The sequence below is a fragment of the Streptomyces sp. NPDC051976 genome (assembly GCF_040680795.1).
Taxonomy (GTDB): domain Bacteria; phylum Actinomycetota; class Actinomycetes; order Streptomycetales; family Streptomycetaceae; genus Actinacidiphila.
This window is the reverse complement of sequence record NZ_JBFAXL010000022.1, coordinates 40,583-57,041: the sequence shown is the minus strand read 5'-3', so window position 1 is coordinate 57,041 and position 16,459 is coordinate 40,583. Positions and strand designations below refer to the sequence as shown.

12 protein-coding genes are annotated in these 16,459 nt (G+C 72.5%); 2 read left to right on the top strand and 10 right to left on the bottom strand.

The features are described from left to right. Positions 1-33 precede the first annotated feature (33 nt). The 7 genes from AB0M29_RS22040 to miaA form a co-directional block, all read right to left on the bottom strand. Positions 34-1,869, bottom strand: coding sequence for an IucA/IucC family protein (locus tag AB0M29_RS22040; protein WP_365384963.1), 1,836 nt, complete (start codon positions 1,867-1,869; stop codon positions 34-36). A gap of 61 nt (positions 1,870-1,930) precedes the next feature. After that, a complete protein-coding gene (locus AB0M29_RS22035) occupies positions 1,931-3,265 on the bottom strand; it encodes a diaminobutyrate--2-oxoglutarate transaminase family protein (protein WP_365385111.1) in 1,335 nt (444 codons plus the stop codon). Between the two features lie 329 nt (positions 3,266-3,594). Further along, on the bottom strand, positions 3,595-5,094 hold the full coding sequence (gene hflX / locus AB0M29_RS22030; RefSeq protein ID WP_365384961.1) for a GTPase HflX: 1,500 nt from the start codon (positions 5,092-5,094) through the stop codon (positions 3,595-3,597). A 153-nt stretch (positions 5,095-5,247) separates the two neighbouring features. Beyond that, on the bottom strand, positions 5,248-7,437 hold the full coding sequence (locus AB0M29_RS22025; RefSeq protein WP_365384959.1) for an HD domain-containing protein: 2,190 nt from the start codon (positions 7,435-7,437) through the stop codon (positions 5,248-5,250). Positions 7,438-7,667: 230 nt separating this feature from the next. Next, positions 7,668-8,576 carry a diaminopimelate epimerase gene (gene dapF / locus AB0M29_RS22020; RefSeq protein WP_365384957.1) on the bottom strand — a complete coding sequence of 303 codons (909 nt, stop codon included), beginning with the start codon at positions 8,574-8,576 and terminating at the stop codon, positions 7,668-7,670. 94 nt (positions 8,577-8,670) lie between these two features. Next, positions 8,671-9,294: a hypothetical protein gene (locus AB0M29_RS22015; protein WP_365385110.1), complete on the bottom strand. Its 624-nt coding sequence runs from the start codon at positions 9,292-9,294 to the stop codon at positions 8,671-8,673. A gap of 105 nt (positions 9,295-9,399) precedes the next feature. After that, the gene (gene miaA / locus AB0M29_RS22010; RefSeq protein WP_365384954.1) at positions 9,400-10,314 is read right to left on the bottom strand and encodes a tRNA (adenosine(37)-N6)-dimethylallyltransferase MiaA; all 915 of its coding nucleotides are present in this window, start codon (positions 10,312-10,314) and stop codon (positions 9,400-9,402) included. 119 nt (positions 10,315-10,433) lie between these two features. Here miaA and AB0M29_RS22005 point away from each other — a divergent pair, with 119 nt between their 5' ends. Beyond that, the gene (locus AB0M29_RS22005; protein ID WP_365384952.1) at positions 10,434-10,649 is read left to right on the top strand and encodes an antitoxin; all 216 of its coding nucleotides are present in this window, start codon (positions 10,434-10,436) and stop codon (positions 10,647-10,649) included. 231 nt (positions 10,650-10,880) lie between these two features. Here AB0M29_RS22005 and AB0M29_RS22000 read toward each other — a convergent pair whose 3' ends face one another. From AB0M29_RS22000 to AB0M29_RS21990, 3 genes are all read right to left on the bottom strand, one after another. After that, entirely contained in the window at positions 10,881-11,618 is a 738-nt protein-coding gene (locus AB0M29_RS22000) for a class III extradiol dioxygenase subunit B-like domain-containing protein (protein ID WP_365384950.1), read from the bottom strand. 83 nt (positions 11,619-11,701) lie between these two features. Next, positions 11,702-13,210 carry a tRNA (N6-isopentenyl adenosine(37)-C2)-methylthiotransferase MiaB gene (gene miaB, locus AB0M29_RS21995; protein WP_365385107.1) on the bottom strand — a complete coding sequence of 503 codons (1,509 nt, stop codon included), beginning with the start codon at positions 13,208-13,210 and terminating at the stop codon, positions 11,702-11,704. An 81-nt stretch (positions 13,211-13,291) separates the two neighbouring features. After that, the gene (locus AB0M29_RS21990; protein ID WP_365384948.1) at positions 13,292-15,217 is read right to left on the bottom strand and encodes a carbohydrate binding domain-containing protein; all 1,926 of its coding nucleotides are present in this window, start codon (positions 15,215-15,217) and stop codon (positions 13,292-13,294) included. 478 nt (positions 15,218-15,695) lie between these two features. Between AB0M29_RS21990 and AB0M29_RS21985 the strand changes: the two genes are divergently transcribed. Continuing rightward, positions 15,696-16,421, top strand: coding sequence for a VC0807 family protein (locus AB0M29_RS21985; protein WP_365384946.1), 726 nt, complete (start codon positions 15,696-15,698; stop codon positions 16,419-16,421). The last annotated feature ends 38 nt before the right edge of the window (positions 16,422-16,459 follow it).

Genomic DNA, 16,459 nt, shown 5'->3' with positions numbered 1-16,459 from the left:
GGGGCTCCTCCCTCTCCTGGACGGGGCCGCCGCTCAGACGGCCAGCGGGTTGGGCATGGTGACGTAGACGGACTGGGTGTCGACCGGGCCGACGAGTTCGTCCATTCCGTGCAGCCGGGTGAGCATGTTGGCCTTGCAGCGCAGGACCGGGCTGTTCAGCAGCCGCTCGGGGAGGGTGCTGCGGCCGCTCGCCGCCGAGCCCGCCAGGAAACGGCGCAGGGCGGCGAGCAGCACCCGCTCGTCGGCCAGCCGCTGGGAGCCGAAGGCGCCGATGAGGCCGAGGATGTTGTTGATCCCGAGGTAGTAGGCGAAGCGTTCGTCCGCGACCTCGTCGCCGACGAAGGTGTCGCTGTCGGCCCCGATCCCCGGCAGCCGCTGTTCCAGGGCAGCGCGGTGCGACTGCCGGAAGTAGTAGCCCTGGTTGTCGCGGTACCGGCCGCCGGTGGGCCAGCCGTCGGCGTCGAGCAGGACGAGGGTGTTCTGCTGGTGGGCCTCCAGCGCGACACCCGCCTCCCCGTCGAGCCACAGCACCGGGCTGACCACCGCGCCGAGATAGCGCAGGAACCACTCGGTGGCGACCGCCGCCGAGGGCCGTCCGGTGCGCTCGGCGAGGCGGGCGACCAGCACCGCGAGCCGGGAGCGCAGCGCGGGCGCCGGGACGCCGGGCCAGGGCCTGGGCGAGGTGAGTCCGGCGAGGCAGTGGGCCTGGTCGCCGTGGCCGAAGGGGCTGTGCCGCAGGACGACGTCCAGTCCCGGGATCGGTTCGCCCTCGGCGGTGTCCACGCCCAACCAGGCCGGGTCGCGCACGATGTCGAAGCCGGGGTGGGCGGCGTGCCACTGCGCGGCGAGGCCGCTGCGCAGCAACCGGTGCACCTCGGTGCCGCGGCGCAGCTCCTTGCGCAGGTTCTCCCGGCGGGAGTTGGTGATCCGCAGGCCCAGCGAGAGCTTGAGCATCGCGGGGGCGCCGGGGCGGAAGACGGTGCGCACCGACGAGGTGGGGCGCCAGGGCTCGCCGCACGGGCCCAGGTCGCGCAGCAGTCCCGCGTCGAACAGCGCCCGCACCGCCGGCCGGTGCCTGATGTCGCGCGCCTGCCAGGGGTGCAGCGGAAGCGGCACCGCGCCGTCGGGGCAGCCCAGGCCGGGACCGGCGAGGCCGGTCAGCAGATCGGCGGCCGGAACCGTACGCCCGCGTTCGGTCCAGGCGGAGTCGGTGGCCAGCAGGGAGGCGTCGACGGCGAGCCAGTGCAGCGGGAAGGCGCCGCGCAGTTCCGGGGAGTACACCGCGCCCTCGGTGTCGCTCAGCCCTTCGCGGCCCTTGGGCGTGGGGTGCGTCGGGTGGCCGAACAGCAGGGCCTGCTCCGAGTCGAGGAAGGGCAGTTCCGGCTCGGCGGGGCCGGGGCGCTCACGCCGGGCGGCGACGAAGACGGCGGTACGGCGTACGGAATCGGCCACCCTGGCCACCAGGTCGTCGCCCTCGGCGCGGTCGCCGCCGCCCTCCCTGGCCAGCAGCGCGGCCAGCGCGACGGCGGTCAGCGGGGTGCTCTCGGCGGTGGCGAGCCGGACCGGGCCGAAGCGGTGGTGTCCGGTGGCCGACCAGTGCAGGACGGTGGTCTGCGCCTCGGTGCCGCTGGCGGGCAGCGGGATCCGCAGCAGTCCGCCGGGCGGCTGCGACAGGCCGGTCTCGCGTACCCAGCAGCGCAGCAGGTTCTCGGTGCCCGCGGCGTCGGCGACGGCATACGGCTCGGTGCGCTCCAGGGGGTCGGGCGCCGGTACCGGGCGGGCGGCGCGCGGCCGTTGCAGCGGTACGCCGCCCGGTGCCGCCTCGGTCTCGGCGGGGGCGTCGGCGCAGGGTTCCACGGGTGCGGTCATGCCTGGGCTCCACTCGGCGTCGCCGCGTGGCGGCGAGGGTGTTGACGGTCGGTCGCCGCAGTCATGCCAGCGCCCCCCGCACTGCGGTCTGCGCGGCTTCGACTGCCGCGGCGAGCCGGTCGAGTACGGCTTCGGCCTGCTCGTCGGTGATGGTCAGCGGTGGCAGCAGCCGGACGACGCTGCCGTGCCTGCCGCCCAGCTCCACGATCAGTCCGCGGCGCAGCGCCTCCTGCTGCACGCGGGCGGCCAGCAGGGGGGCGGCGGGCAGGGAGCCGTAGTCGTCGGGTTCCGCCTCGGTGGAGACGAGTTCGACTCCGATCATGAGGCCGCGGCCGCGCACGTCGCCGATACAGGCGTGGTGCGCGGCGAGTCCCCGCAGTCGGCACAGCATGCGGGAGCCGATCGTCTCGGCGCGTTCGTGGAGGGCGTTCTGCCGTACGAAGCGCAGGGTGGCGGTGCCCGCGGCCATGGCGAGCTGGTTGCCGCGGAAGGTGCCGGCGTGGGCGCCGGGCCGCCAGGCGTCGAGCTCGTCGCGGTAGACGATGACGGCCAGCGGCAGACTGCCGCCGATGGCCTTGGACAGCACCATGACGTCGGGCACGATGCCGCTGCGCTCGACCGCCCAGAAGGTGCCGGTGCGGCCGACGCCGGTCTGCACCTCGTCGACGATTAGCGGGATGCCGCGGTCCGCGGTGATCTCCCGCATCCGGCGCAGCCACGCGTCGGGCGCCGGGATCACTCCGCCCTCGCCCTGTACGGGTTCGAGCAGCATCGCGGCGGGCGGCTGCACCCCGCCCTTGGGGTCGTCGAGCAGACTCGCGGTCCAGCGCGCGGAGAGTTCGGCGCCGCGGTCGCCGCCGGTGCCGAACGGGCAGCGGTAGTCGTACGGGTACGGCAGCCGGGTGATCCGCGCGTCCGCCTCGCCCACGGTGCCGCGCACCGCGGTGTCGCCGGTCGCGGCGAGCGCCGCGGCGGTCATGCCGTGGTAGGCGCCGGTGAAGGCCAGCAGCCCGCCGCGGCCGGTGGCGGTGCGGGCCAGTTTGATGGCCGCCTCGACCGCGTCGGTCCCGGCCGGGCCGCAGAACTGGATCCTGCCGTGCTCGGCGAGCGGCGGTGGCAGCGTCTCGAAGAGGGCGGTGGTGAACTCGTCCTTGACCGGGGTGGCGAGATCCAGGACGTGCAGCGGGGCGCCGGAGTCCAGGACGCCGCGGATGGCCTCCAGCACGACCGGGTGGTTGTGGCCGAGGGCGAGCGTCCCGGCGCCGGAGAGGCAGTCGAGGTAGCGGCGGCCGTCGGCGCCCTCCACCGTCATCCCGCGGGCCCGCACGGGCACGACGGGCAGCGAGCGGGCGTAGGTGCGCGCCGCCGACTCGCGCTGCGCCTGTCTGCGCAGGATCGCCTCTCCCCTGGCGAACTCGTCGGCTGCCGCAGTCCGTTGCTGCTCCGGCGCGCGCGAAATGGCGGCCACGTCTGCACTCCTCCAGGTCGGCTCGGGGCGGTCGTCCCCCGTGCGTACTAACGACGCGGTGACGGCCCGATCACGGGCTGCGACCAGACTTTCCGGGCGGAACGGCCGACGGGAGCGATCCGGCTTCGACCGCACCTGGTGCGGCGAACGGAAACGCGTAAGGACCCGCCTCCAGGAGGCGGGTTCTTACCGTGGTGCTTCGTGGCGCTTCGTGGCGCCTGGCAGTGCGGCGCGGCGCGCGAGCGCCGCGCCGTCGCTCAGTGCCGGGCGACCAGCGTGAACGGTGCCAGTTCCGCGGCCAGTTCCTCGTGGACGCGCACCTTGAGGAGCGTGCCCTCGCCGGTGTGCTCCTCGGAGAGCACCTCGCCGCCCGCGTGCACCCTGGAGACGAGCCCGCCGTGGGTGTACGGCACCAGGGCCTCGATCTCGACCTCGGGACGCGGCAGTTCCTCGTCGATCAGCTCCAGCAGCTCGTCGATGCCCTGCCCGCTGCGCGCGGAGACGGCGATGGCGTGCTTCTCGTTGCGCAGCAGCCGCTGGAGGACCAGCGGGTCGGCCACGTCGGCCTTGTTGACGACGACGATCTCGGGCACGTCCAGCGCGCCGACATCGCGGAACACTTCGCGGACCGCCGCGAGTTGCTCTTCGGGAACCGGATGCGAGCCGTCCACCACGTGCACGATGAGGTCGGCGTCGGCGACCTCCTCCATGGTGGAGCGGAACGCCTCCACCAGGTGGTGCGGCAGGTGCCGGACGAACCCGACGGTGTCGGCGAGGGTGTAGAGCCGCCCACTGGGTGTCTCGGCCCGGCGCACGGTCGGGTCCAGGGTGGCGAACAGCGAGTTCTCCACCAGGACACCCGCACCGGTGAGCCGGTTGAGCAGCGAGGACTTGCCCGCGTTGGTGTACCCGGCGATGGCGACCGAGGGCACCTTGTGGCGCTTGCGTTCCTGGCGCTTGAGGTCGCGGCTGGTCTTCATCTCCGCGATCTCCCGGCGCATCTTCGCCATCTTCTCGCGGATACGGCGCCGGTCGGTCTCGATCTTGGTCTCACCGGGACCACGGGTGGCCATGCCGCCGCCCGAGGAGCCGGAGCCACCGCCACCCATCTGCCGGGACAACGACTGGCCCCAGCCGCGCAGCCTGGGCAGCATGTACTGCATCTGGGCGAGCGAGACCTGCGCCTTGCCCTCACGGGACTTGGCGTGCTGGGCGAAGATGTCGAGGATCAGGGCGGTCCGGTCGACCACCTTCACCTTGACGACGTCCTCGAGGTGGATGAGCTGGCCGGGGCTCAGCTCACCGTCGCACACCACGGTGTCGGCGCCGGTCTCGACGACGATTTCCCGCAGCTCCTGGGCCTTGCCCGAGCCGATGTACGTGGCCGGGTCCGGCTTGTCGCGGCGCTGGATAACACCGTCGAGGACCAGGGCGCCCGCGGTCTCGGCGAGCGCGGCCAGCTCCGCCAGCGAGTTCTCGGCGTCGTCCATGGTGCCGGAGGTCCACACGCCGACGAGTACCACGCGCTCCAGACGGAGCTGCCGGTACTCGACCTCGGTGACGTCCTCCAGCTCGGTGGACAGCCCCGCGACCCGCCGCAGCGAGGCCCTTTCCGATCGGTCGAACTGATCGCCGTCCCTGATCCCGTCGATCTCATGACTCCAGGCGACGTCCTCTTCCATCAGGGCGTCGGCCCGCAGGCTCTCGGGGAGGCGCTGGCGGTCGTTCGAAGAGGAAGAAGAAGTGGAGGAGGTCATTGGATCCTTTGTTCGTACGGTCAGCGAGGGACGGGGCGTGTCGCGCCGTCACTACGATGGTCGCACGCCCGCCACGCATGGTCACGCGAGTTTCGCCCTGAAATCACCGGCGGTCACTGTGTGTAATCGACGGGGAGGGCGGGTAGAGAACCGCTACGGGCGGAGAGCGGCGGTCACCGCGAGCTGGGCGCGGTAGACGTCGTAGACGCCCGGCACCGCCCGCATCGCGCGCATCAGGTCCCCGAGCGCCTTCGGGTGGGGCAGTTCCACGGTGTAGGTGTGCCGGACGCGGTGCTCCTGCGGCGGTTCCACGGCGGCCGAGACGATGCCGATGCCCTGTGCGGCGATCGCCTCGGTGAGGTCGGCGAGCAAGCGGGGGCGGCTCAGCGCCTCGGCCAGGACGGTGGCGCGGTAGGCGTTGGCGGGCGTGCCGTCGCGCCAGCGGACGGGTACGGGGGTGCGGCCGGCGGCGGTCATCCTGGCGGTGCTCGGGCACTCGGTGCGGTGTACGGCCACGGTGCCGCCGCGGATGACGAAACCCGTCACACCGTCCGGCGGCACCGGCGTACAGCAGCGGGCCAGGCGTACGGCCGCGCCGGGCAGGTCGGTGACCGCGACGGGCTCCGCGGCGGGCGCGGTCCCGGCGGAGGGCGTGGGCCGGACGGTGGGGGCGGCGGGCTGGTCCTCGGCGGCCGCGCCCGGGTGCTGGGCGAGCCAGCGGGTGACGGCGAGCCGGGCGGCGGGGGTGGTGGCGTGCTCCAGCCAGTCGGTGCCCGGGCCCGAGGTGGCGGTGTCGTCCATCAGGAGCTGGAGGGTGTCGCCGTCGCGCAGCCGGGTGCCCAGCGGCGCCAGCCGGCCGTTGACGCGGGCGCCGACGCAGTTGTGCCCGGCCTCGCCGTGCACCGCGTAGGCGGCGTCCACACAGCTGGCGCCCGCGGGCAGCCTGATGGTGCCCGAGGCGTCGCCCGCCTCCTCGGCGAAGACGGTGATCTCGCGGTCCTGGGCGAGGTCGGCCCGCAGCGCCGTCCAGAAGGTGTCGGGGTCGGGCGCCTCGCGCTGCCACTCCAGCAGCCGTGCCAGCCAGCCCGGCTGTGTGGGGTCGACGCGCTCCCCCTCGGCGGTGGGCACGGCGGCCTCCCCACGTCTTCCGTCGGCGCCCTGGGCGGCCTCCGGCACGGCGTCGGGGTCGCCCAGCGCGATCACTCCGGCCTCCGCGACACGGTGCATCTGCCGGGTACGGACCAGGACTTCGGCGATCCGGCCGTGGTCGTCGGCGATGGCGGTGTGCAGCGACTGGTAGAGGTTGAACTTGGGGGCGGCGATGAAGTCCTTGAACTCCGCGATGACGGGGGTGAAGCAGGTGTGCAGCTCGCCGAGGACCGCGTAGCAGTCGGCGTCCTCGCCGACCAGGACGAGCAGCCGGCCGAAGTCGCAGCTGCCGAGCTCCTCGCCGCCGCGCTTGAGCAGCACCCGGTGGACGGAGACGGCGTGGCGGGGCCGGATGGCGACCTCGGCGGCGATCCCCGCCTCGCGCAGCACGCCCCGCAGGTCCTCGGCGACGCCCGCGAGCACGTCGGGCCCCTCGGCGTTGCGGGCGATCATCTCGCGGGTGCGGGCGTGCTCCTCGGGGTGCAGGATCGCGAAGACCAGGTCCTCCAGCTCGGTCTTGAGCGCCTGGACGCCCAGGCGCTCGGCGAGCGGGATGAGGACGTCGCGGGTGACATTCGCGATCCGCGCCTGCTTCTCCGGGCGCATCACCCCGAGCGTGCGCATATTGTGCAGCCGGTCGGCGAGCTTGATCGACATCACCCGGACGTCGCTGCCGGTGGCGACCAGCATCTTCCGGAAGGTCTCGGGCTCCGCCGCGGCACCGTAGTCGACCTTCTCCAGTTTGGTGACGCCGTCGACCAGATAGGCGACGGCCTCGCCGAACTCGGCCCGTACCTGATCGAGGGTCACCTCGGTGTCCTCGACGGTGTCGTGCAGCAGAGAGGCCGTCAATGTCGTTGTCTCCGCGCCCAGTTCGGCCAGGATCAGGGTGACGGCCAGCGGGTGCGTGATGTACGGCTCACCGCTCTTGCGCATTTGTCCGCGATGCGAGGACTCGGCGAGGACGTACGCCCGCCGCAGGGTCTCGATCGCCTCGGGTCCCGCTTTGGGATGGCGGGCGCGATGCACTTTGGTGAGGTGTTCGATGGCGTCGGGCACGCGGTCCCTGGCGCTGGGGCCGAGCAGTGCCGCGCGGCCCAGCCGGCGCAGATCGATGCGGCGCAGTCCGCGTCGGGGGGTGGTCCCGGGAGTCCCGGCCGCGAGGGCGGCGTCCAGTGCGTTGTCTGCGCTCATCGGGCACCTCCAGCAGCGTGGACCGGCTGCTGACGCTCTCCACGAATCGTGGGGCCGCGCCGGTGATTGATGCTACCGAGCCCACCACGTGCGGCAGTCACACTCTCGCCGAGAGTGATCCCCATCACCCGTTCGAGGGAACGTGTGCGGGAATCGCGGTCGGATACCGCCCGAAACCTCCGCTTCTCGCGTAAGCGGAAGTGCGCAGGAGCGGAGGCGGGCGGTGCCGCTCAGCGGCCGGCGGCCGCCAGCCAGGCGGGGTCGATGACGCCCTCGGCGACGATCACGGCGGGGCCGGTCATTTCGATCTGGCCGTCGGTGCGCTCGGTGATCACCAGGCGGCCGCCGGGGACGTCGACCGTGTAGGTGACGGGGTGGCCGGTGACGGCCGGGTCGGCGCCGTCCCGCCGTGCCGCGGCGGCCATCACGGCGCAGGCGCCGGTGCCGCAGGAGCGGGTCTCGCCGGAGCCGCGCTCGTGGACGCGCAGGGCCACGTGCCGGGGGCCGCGGTCGACGACGAACTCGACGTTGGTGCCGTTGGGGTAGGCGGACGCGGGGGCGACGCCGGGGGCGCGCAGCAGATCGCCCGCCTGGTCGAGGTCGTCCACGAAGGCGACGGCGTGCGGATTGCCCATGCTCACGTGCACGGCGGGCCAGCTGTGGGCGCCCACGGTGACGGTGACGGCGCCCTCGGGCACCTCGGCGCGGCCCATCCGGACGGTCACGTCGCCGGGGGTCCCGTCGTCGCCGTCCTTGGCGATGTGCGCGTGCCGGACTCCGGCACGGGTGGCGACGGCCAGGTCGCCGGCACCGGTGAGCCCGGCGCGCTGCAGGTGGCGGGCGAAGACGCGTACCCCGTTGCCGCACATCTCGGCGATGCTGCCGTCGCTGTTGCGGTAGTCCATGAACCACTCGGCCTCGGCGGCCTGCCCGGCCGCCTCCGGGTGGGCGGCGGACCTGACCGCGCGCAGCAGACCGTCGGCGCCGATCCCGGCGCGCCGGTCGCACAGCCGGGCGACGTCCGCCGCGGACAGCTCGACCAGACCGTCCGGGTCGTGGACGATCACGAAGTCGTTCTCGGTCCCGTGTCCCTTGAGGAAGGCGAGCGGGGCAGTGGTCCCGTGGTGCGCGTCAGTCACGTATTCGATCGTACGCGGGCGGCGGGGCGGGAGCGGTACGGGGACCCGCGCGCGGATCAGCGGTCCGCCGTGGCGGCCGCGGCCGCCGTACGGATCAGCGCAGCCGGGCGACGCGCCAGACCGCGAGCACGGCCAGCACCGCGATCACGGCGGTGTAGCCGACCACGAAGCGCCAGTCGGCGCGGGCGCCGGAGCCGCGGGCGGGCAGACCGGGCCAGGTGTGGCCGACCCGGCGGGCGGCCATCAGGCCCCAGCCCGCGGAGCAGCTGCACAGCAGCAGGCCGAGCATGGCGACGACGGGTCCCGCGTCGCCGGACTCGAACGCCAGGGGGAAGGCGAACATCAGCGAGCCGCTCACGGCCAGGGCGATGATCGGCGCCAGTTGCCAGACGCGCAGCCGCCGTTGCGGCCGCAGTTCGCGGAAGGACTGGCCGTCCTCCATGGGCGGGATCGACTCGGCCGACGCCAGTGTGCCGAGCGGCTCGAGCGGGTCGAAGGGCTCGAGGGAGGTGAGCGGTTCGAGGCGGTCGAGCGAGTCCAGTGAGTCGAGGGGATCCCCGGGCACCAGCTCGTCGAAAGGCTCCAGGGAGCCGCGCGATTCGGGGACCGACGCGCTCTCCAGCAGCTCGGCCGGAAGCTCCGACGAGAGTTCCGACGGAAGTTCCGGTTCCGCCGCGGTGTCGCGTCGGGGCGGGTTGTCGCGTGGGCCGGCTTCCATCGCCACGCGCCCTCCCGTTTCTCCGTCACCGTAGCTCGATGGTCGATGATGGCACGGTCCAGGGGCAGCTCCGGGACGCCTGCGCGTCCCGATGCCATCACGTGATCAGGCTGTAACCGCTTCTTCGAGCAACGTCAGCGCCTGGTCTGCGAGTTCCGTACCCCTGGCAGTGAGCCAGTGCACACGCTCGTCACGGCGGAACCACGAATCCTGGCGGCGCGCGAAGCGTTTGGTGGCGCGCACGGTGGCGGCGCGCGCCTCCTCGTGCGAGCACTCCCCCGCGAAGGCGGCGAGAATCTGCTGGTAGCCGAGCGCGCGCGAGGCGGTACGGCCCTCGCGCAGTCCGACGGCCTCCAGTTCGCGGACCTCCGCGACCAGACCCGCCTCCCACATCCGGTCGACGCGCTGGGCGATCCGCTCGTCGAGTTCGGCGCGCGGTACGTCGACGCCGATCTGCACGGTGTCGTAGACCGCCTCGGGTCCCGGCAGATTGGCGACGAAGGGGCGCCCGGTGATCTCCACGACCTCCAGGGCCCGGACGATGCGGCGGCCGTTGCTGGGCAGGATGGCGCGGGCCGCCTCGGGGTCGACGGCGGCCAGCCGGGCGTGCAGCGCGCCGGAGCCCCGCATGTCGAGTTCGGCCTCCAGCCGGGCCCGTACCTCCGCGTCCGTGCCCGGGAACTCCAGCGCGTCGAGCGCGGCGCGTACGTACAGCCCGGAGCCGCCGACCAGGACGGGGACGAGGCCGGCGGTGTGCATCCGGTCGATCTCGGCGCGGGCCAGCCGCTGGTAGTCGGCGACATTGGCCGCCTCGGTGACGTCCCAGATGTCCAGCAGCCGGTGCGGAACGCCCTGCCGCTCCTCCTCGGTGAGCTTCGCGGTGCCGATGTCCATACCGCGGTAGAGCTGCATGGAGTCGGCGTTGATCACCTCGCCGCCCAGTCGCCTGGCCAGGGCGACACCCAGGTCGGACTTGCCCGCAGCGGTCGGGCCGACGACGGCGATCACACGGTTCTTCACGAGATCAGTCTCGCAAACATTGGCGGCTGACCTCGATCGATCGGCATGACGCGCGACGGCGGGGGCACGAGTATCGTCTGAAGCAGGAGAGCGATTTCCGAGGGTTTGGTAGGTGTCGGATGAGCTTCAAGGACACGTTCAAGGACAAGCTCGGCCTGGCGAAGACCAAGGCGGGCAATCTCGCGCAGCAGCACGGCGGCAAGATCGAGTCCGGAATCCTCAAGGCCGCCCACACGGTCGACTCGAAGACCCACGGCAAGTACAGCGACAAGATCGGCACCGGCGTGCACAAGGCGACGGGCGCCCTGGGGAACCTCAAGGACAAGGGCGACTGACGTACGCGCGACCGGCCTGAGCCGGCATCGAAGACGGGACAGCCGCGGACCCCACCATCCGCGGCTCGTCCGCGTCCGGGTCCGGTGCGGCGTCCGGAGGCGGGGCTACGTCCAGAGGCGGTGCTACGTCCAGAGGCGGTGCTACGTCCAGAGGCGGTGCTACGTCCAGAGGCGGTGCTACGTCCAGAGGCGGTGCTACGTCCAGAGGCCGGGTTACGCCGCCGCCCCGTGCTACGTCCAGGTCGCCACGTAGTAGCCGACGCCGTACGGGGCCGTCTCGTGGAGCAGTTCGCCGCTGAGCGCCGCGTCCTGCGCCGCCCCGGCGAGCACCTGCCAGGGAGCCCGCCCCGACACCTTAAGAGCCTCCGCGAGTTCGGCGTCCAGGGCGGCCAGGGCGGCAGTGTCGGCCGCCGCGAGAGCCGCCGCCACGGCGGCGTCGAAGGGTTCGGCGCGCGCGTCGAGATAGCCGGGCGCCTTCAGGGTGCGGCAGGCGCTGCCGTCCCCCATGACCAGCAGGGCGAGCCGTCCCTCGGCGGCCGCGAGCTGACGTCCGGCCGCCGCGCAGCGCTCCTGCTCCAGCGGCTCCCCCACGGCGAGCGCGGTCACGGGCGAGGCACTCCACCCGCGCAGCAGCCAGGCACCGACCGCGAGGGACGGCGGCAGCGCGCGTACGGGTCCGGCCTCGGCGGCCGCACCTTTGGTGCCGTCATCGGCGGCGCTCCTGCCGAGGCGTACGTCGAGCGCGACGCCGAACGGCCGGAAGGAACCCGGCGTGCCCTCGGCGTAGGCGCCCCGGCCGGAGCGCTCGGCCGGGCCGACCACCACCAGCCGGTCCGGGCGGGAAGCGGCGAGCACACCGACCGCGTCCGCGCAGGCGGCCCGCAGATCGTCCAGCTCGGGAGCGGCGCCCGCGGCCACCTCGGGGACCAGCAGCGGCGGGCAGGGACAGACGGCAGCGGCGACCAGCATGATCGAGACCCTACCGGCGCCGCCGTACGCGCCGCTGCCCGCCCGCCGGACAAGAAGGGGGCGGGCCGGGGCGAAGCGGGACCTCAGTCGCAGCCGCAGCCGCTCGCGCCCGCGGGTGCCGCCGCGGCGGCCGGAGCGCCGATCGTCGGCAGCCCGAGCATCACGCCCGCCGGGGCGGCCGGGGCGGCGTTGCGGCGCTCCCAGGCGTCGCCCGCCCGGGTGCGGCGCACCCCGAGGGCGGGCCGCTCGGCGAGCAGGTGGTGCGGGGCGGCGTAGGTGATCTCGACAATCACCATGTCACCGGGCCTGACCGGCTCCGCGGGACGCTCGAAGTGCACGAGGCGGTTGTCGGGGGCGCGGCCGGACAGCCGCCGGGTGGCGTCGTCCTTGCGGCCCTCGCCCTCGGCGACCAGCACCTCCAGGGTGCGGCCGACCTGCTTCTTGTTCTCCTCCCAGGAGATCTCCTCCTGGAGGGCGACCAGCCGCTCGTACCGCTCCTGGACGACGGCCTTCGGGATCTGGCCGTCCATCTCGGCGGCCGGGGTGCCGGGCCGCTTGCTGTACTGGAAGGTGAAGGCCTGCGCGAAGCGGGCCTCGCGGACCACCCGCAGGGTCTGCTCGAAGTCCTCCTCGGTCTCGCCGGGGAAGCCCACGATGATGTCAGTGGTGATGGCGGCGTCCGGCATCGCGGCGCGCACCTTCTCGATGATCCCGAGGTAGCGGTCCTGCCGGTACGACCGGCGCATCGCCTTCAGCACGGTGTCGGAGCCGGACTGCAGCGGCATGTGGAGCTGGTGCATCACGTTCGGCGTCTGCGCCATGGCGGCGATCACGTCGTCGGTGAAGTCGCGCGGGTGCGGCGAGGTGAAGCGAACCCGCTCCAGGCCGTCGATATTGCCTGCGGCACGCAGCAGCTTGCTGAACGCCTCGCGGTCGCCGATGTCCGAGCCGTACGCGTTCACGTTCTGGCCGAGCAGGGTGACCTCGATGACGCCCTCGGCGACCAGGGCCTCGACCTCGGCGAGCAGGTCACCGGGGCGCCGGTCCTTTTCCTTGCCGCGCAGCGCGGGCACGATGCAGAAGGTGCAGGTGTTGTTGCAGCCCACCGAGATCGCGACCCAGGCGGCGTACGCGGACTCCCGTCGGGACGGCAGCGTCGAGGGGAAGGTCTCCAGCGACTCGACGATCTCGACCTGCGCCTCTTCGGCGATCCTGGCGCGTTCCAGGAGGACGGGAAGCTGCCCGATGTTGTGGGTGCCGAAGACGACGTCCACCCAGGGCGCGCGCTTCACGATGGTGTCGCGGTCCTTCTGCGCCAGGCAGCCGCCGACGGCGATCTGCATACCGGGGCGCGCGGCCTTGCGCGGCACCAGCTGGCCGAGGTTTCCGTAGAGCCGGTTGTCGGCGTTCTCCCGGACGGCGCACGTGTTGAACACGACCACGTCCGCGGACACCGACCCGTCGGCGTCCGCGGTCGCCCGTACATAGCCCGCGTCCTCCAGCAGCCCGGACAGCCGCTCGGAGTCGTGGACGTTCATCTGGCACCCGTAGGTACGCACCTCGTACGTTCTCAAACCGCCGACCTCGCTCACGCTCACCCGTCCAGGGTAAGCGCTCCGCCCGGCCCTCCCGATCACGGCCGGGGGGGCCGGGCGGAGCGGGCGCCGCGGGCGTCAGGGCAGCGGCGTCGGGTGGGCCAGGTAGGACTGGGTGCGGGTGACCCAGTAGTCGAAGTCGGCCGGGTGCGTCTGGTTGGCGCCGACCATTTCCGGCACCCCATAGGTGCCGGTTCCGGTCCCCGCACCAAAGAGGATGGCGACCACACCGGCCGAGGCGGCTTCCGGCAGGTGGGAGCCCCAGGTGACGGTGGAGCCGCTCGTGGTGATCTTGGGGTCGGCGCCCGGGTTGCTGGCGTAGAAGGACAGGTTGTTCCCGCTGGAGGTGAAGGAGTCGCCGTAGAAGAAGGTGGCGGCGGAGTCCTCGTCCTGGTTGGCGGTCACGTCGTCGAGGTCGGGGAAGGTGCCCGAGGCGTTCCAGTAGGTGGGGCTGGCCGTCCTGGTGGAGTTCAGATGGCCGGCCGGGATCTGCCACAGCACCGCGGGCAGGCCGAGTGACTGCCGAATCGTCTGCACATAGAGCAGGTAGTTGCTCCAGTGCGCGGCGTTCAGGTAGCGGATGTCCGCCGCCGGGTTGGGGTCGCGCAGAATGCCGAAGTCCTGGCCCCACTGGTCGAAGGCGGCGAAGTCGGCGCGGTAGCCGATGTCGGCGGTCTTGGCGAAATTCGCCACCTGGGTCGCGTTGGCGACCACCGACTGGCGGCCCGCGGTCCAGCCCTGGGTGTCGGTGTCCTTGAGCGCGTCGCGTACGCCCCAGGTGTTGATCTGCCAGCCCAGGAACGCCGTGGGGTCGTACTTCTTGATGGTGAAGTCGATCGCCTCGACCAGGCCCTTGAGGTTGTTCCCGAAGGCCGGGTCGCTGCCACTGGCGAGCACGCCCGAGGAGTAGGCGGCACTGGTGGCGGCGGGCATGCGCGCGGCGTCGTTGCCGTAGGTCGCGGCGTAGTTCTGCTGCAGGTAGCCGAGCATGTCGGGTTCGACGACCCAGCCGACGGGCTTGCCGGGAGCCGCCGCGTTGGCCGCCGCGGCGGAGTTCTTCAGCGCCTGGAAGTACGAGGTGAGCCAGCTCGCGCTCTGCATGTTGGTGAAGTCGACGCTGGTGCCGTCGATGTTGCCGTTCATGCCGTACTCGACCATGACCGGCGTCATGCCGAACTGCTCGGAGTGCGTGACCATGGTGGTGGTCGTGGCGGCCCAGTTCGGGAAGTCGCTGCCGATCAGGTACTCGTATCCGTAGTCGGGCAGCTTCCCGTGCGACTTGAGCGTGGTGAAGAAGGAGTCGACGGTGCCGCCGGGGGTGTAGACGCTCCCGATGGACAGATACGGCGGGTGCCAGGAGGTGCCGCCGCCCGGCCCGGTCTGGGTCGGGGTGGGAGTGGGGGTGGCCGTCGCGGTGGGAGTGCCGGTGGGCGTGGCCGTGGGGGTTGCCGTGGGCGTCTGGGTGGGCGTGGCGGTCGGCGTGGAGGTGCCGCCGCCGGGGCCGGTCAGGGTGACGTCGTCCGCGTGGTACGTGCCCTGCGCGTACCAGCCGTGCACATAGAGCGTGACCGAGGTGGTGGACGCGCCGGTGGTGAAGGACGTGGAGAGCTGCTGCCAACTCGTCGCGGACGGCGTCCAGGTGGAGTTGTAGCCGTTGGCGCCCAGGTAGACGTAGCTGCCCTGGACGTAGGCGGACAGGGAGTACGCCGAGTTGGGCTGCACGCTCACGGTCTGGGTGCACTGGGCGGTGTCGGAGGCGGTGGCGGCGCCCGCCAGGGAGTGCGTGCCGGAGTGCGCCGGTGACCCCACCACGCTTCCGGTACCCGCGTCGCAGGTCCAGTTGGACAGTGACCCGCTCTCGAATCCGCCGTTGACGACGAGGTTGGTGTCGGCCGCGTGCGCGCCGCCGCTGATGGCGACGAGGCCGCCGATGCCGAGTGCCGCGGTCCCGAGCAGGGCGGCCGCTCTATGGGGTGCGCGAAGGCGATGCCGGTGAGCTGACATGAATGCGACTCCAGTGGGTGCCGGGGCGGCGGCCGGTCACAAGGTGGCGGGTCGCACGCACGGCGGTGTGGGGGGAAGGTGCCGATGTTCTGCTCACGACAAAAATGGTACAGACCAATGCGGGCTGTCAAGGAGTGGCCGTGGAGCCGCCACCGGGACCGCTCCCCGCGAACTCCCTTTACCGGGAGGAATGTTCGTGGCCCGCCCGTCCGGAGGTCCCGCGGCGCCTCCTGCCGTGACACCGGGTCAGGCCGTCCCTCCGTCCTGGCTGCTTGGCGTACCTCCTGGCCATGACATTTGTCATGGCCAGGAGTGGACCAACCGCTCTGCTGCGTGGACCCGCTGATCAGGAAAGCTGGAGACCACAAGGACGGACGATCACCACGGGGAGACGGACATGACGCGGGCAGTCGGCGCAGTAGCGGCAGAAGACACCGGGACCACCGCCACAGCGGAAACGGCGACAAAGGGTGCGGCCGTGGCGAAGGCGGCTCCGACAGCCGCGGCGGCCGGTCAGGAGTCGCCGCTGGTGGCCACCTTCAAGCCGCTGCTGCTGGACATCGCCATCCCGGTCGGCGGCTACTACCTGCTGCACGCCGGATTCGGCGTGGGCCTGGTGATGTCGCTGGCGCTGAGCAGCGTCGTCCCGGCCGTCCGTACGATCACCGCCGCGCTGCGCGACCGCTCGTTCAACGGCCTCGCCGGGCTGATGCTCGTGGTCAACCTGGTCGGTATCGCGCTCAGCTTCCTGACCGGCGACCCGCGGCTGATGATCGCCAAGGACTCCGGGATCAGCAGTGTGGTCGGGCTGGTGATCCTCGCCTCGGCCTTCCGCGGCACACCCATGATGTCCGCCGGGCTCAAGCCGATGCTCACCAAGGGGAAGCCGGACCGCACGGCCGCCTGGGACCGGCTGACCGCGGACGACACCGGATTCCAGCGCCTGGAGCGGGTGTTCAGCGGGGTATGGGGCAGCGTGCTGCTCGCCGAGTGCGTGGCCAGGATCATCGGCGCCTACACGCTGCCGGTCTCCACGATGGTCTGGATGGGGACGCTCTTCCTGCTGGCCGCGATCGGTCTCGGCATCGTCCTCGGCGGAATCCTGGCCGCCAACCGCATGGAGCAGATGATCGCCGACGGGGCCACCGCACTCGACGCCCAGGCAAACGCCACGCCCGACGCCACCTCGGCCGCCACCGCCTGACCCGCGCCGGCCCACCCCAGGCAGCAGCGCCAGAGCGG

What these genes read in the sequence shown, in the direction of transcription:
- AB0M29_RS22040 (WP_365384963.1), bottom strand. Translation starts at nt 1,869, where the DNA reads ATGACCGCACCCGTGGAACCCTGCGCCGACGCCCCCGCCGAGACCGAG.
- hflX (WP_365384961.1), bottom strand. Translation starts at nt 5,094, where the DNA reads ATGACCTCCTCCACTTCTTCTTCCTCTTCGAACGACCGCCAGCGCCTC.
- AB0M29_RS22025 (WP_365384959.1), bottom strand. Translation starts at nt 7,437, where the DNA reads ATGAGCGCAGACAACGCACTGGACGCCGCCCTCGCGGCCGGGACTCCC.
- AB0M29_RS22015 (WP_365385110.1), bottom strand. Translation starts at nt 9,294, where the DNA reads ATGGAAGCCGGCCCACGCGACAACCCGCCCCGACGCGACACCGCGGCG.
- AB0M29_RS22005 (WP_365384952.1), top strand. Translation starts at nt 10,434, where the DNA reads ATGAGCTTCAAGGACACGTTCAAGGACAAGCTCGGCCTGGCGAAGACC.
- AB0M29_RS22000 (WP_365384950.1), bottom strand. Translation starts at nt 11,618, where the DNA reads ATGCTGGTCGCCGCTGCCGTCTGTCCCTGCCCGCCGCTGCTGGTCCCC.
- AB0M29_RS21990 (WP_365384948.1), bottom strand. Translation starts at nt 15,217, where the DNA reads ATGTCAGCTCACCGGCATCGCCTTCGCGCACCCCATAGAGCGGCCGCC.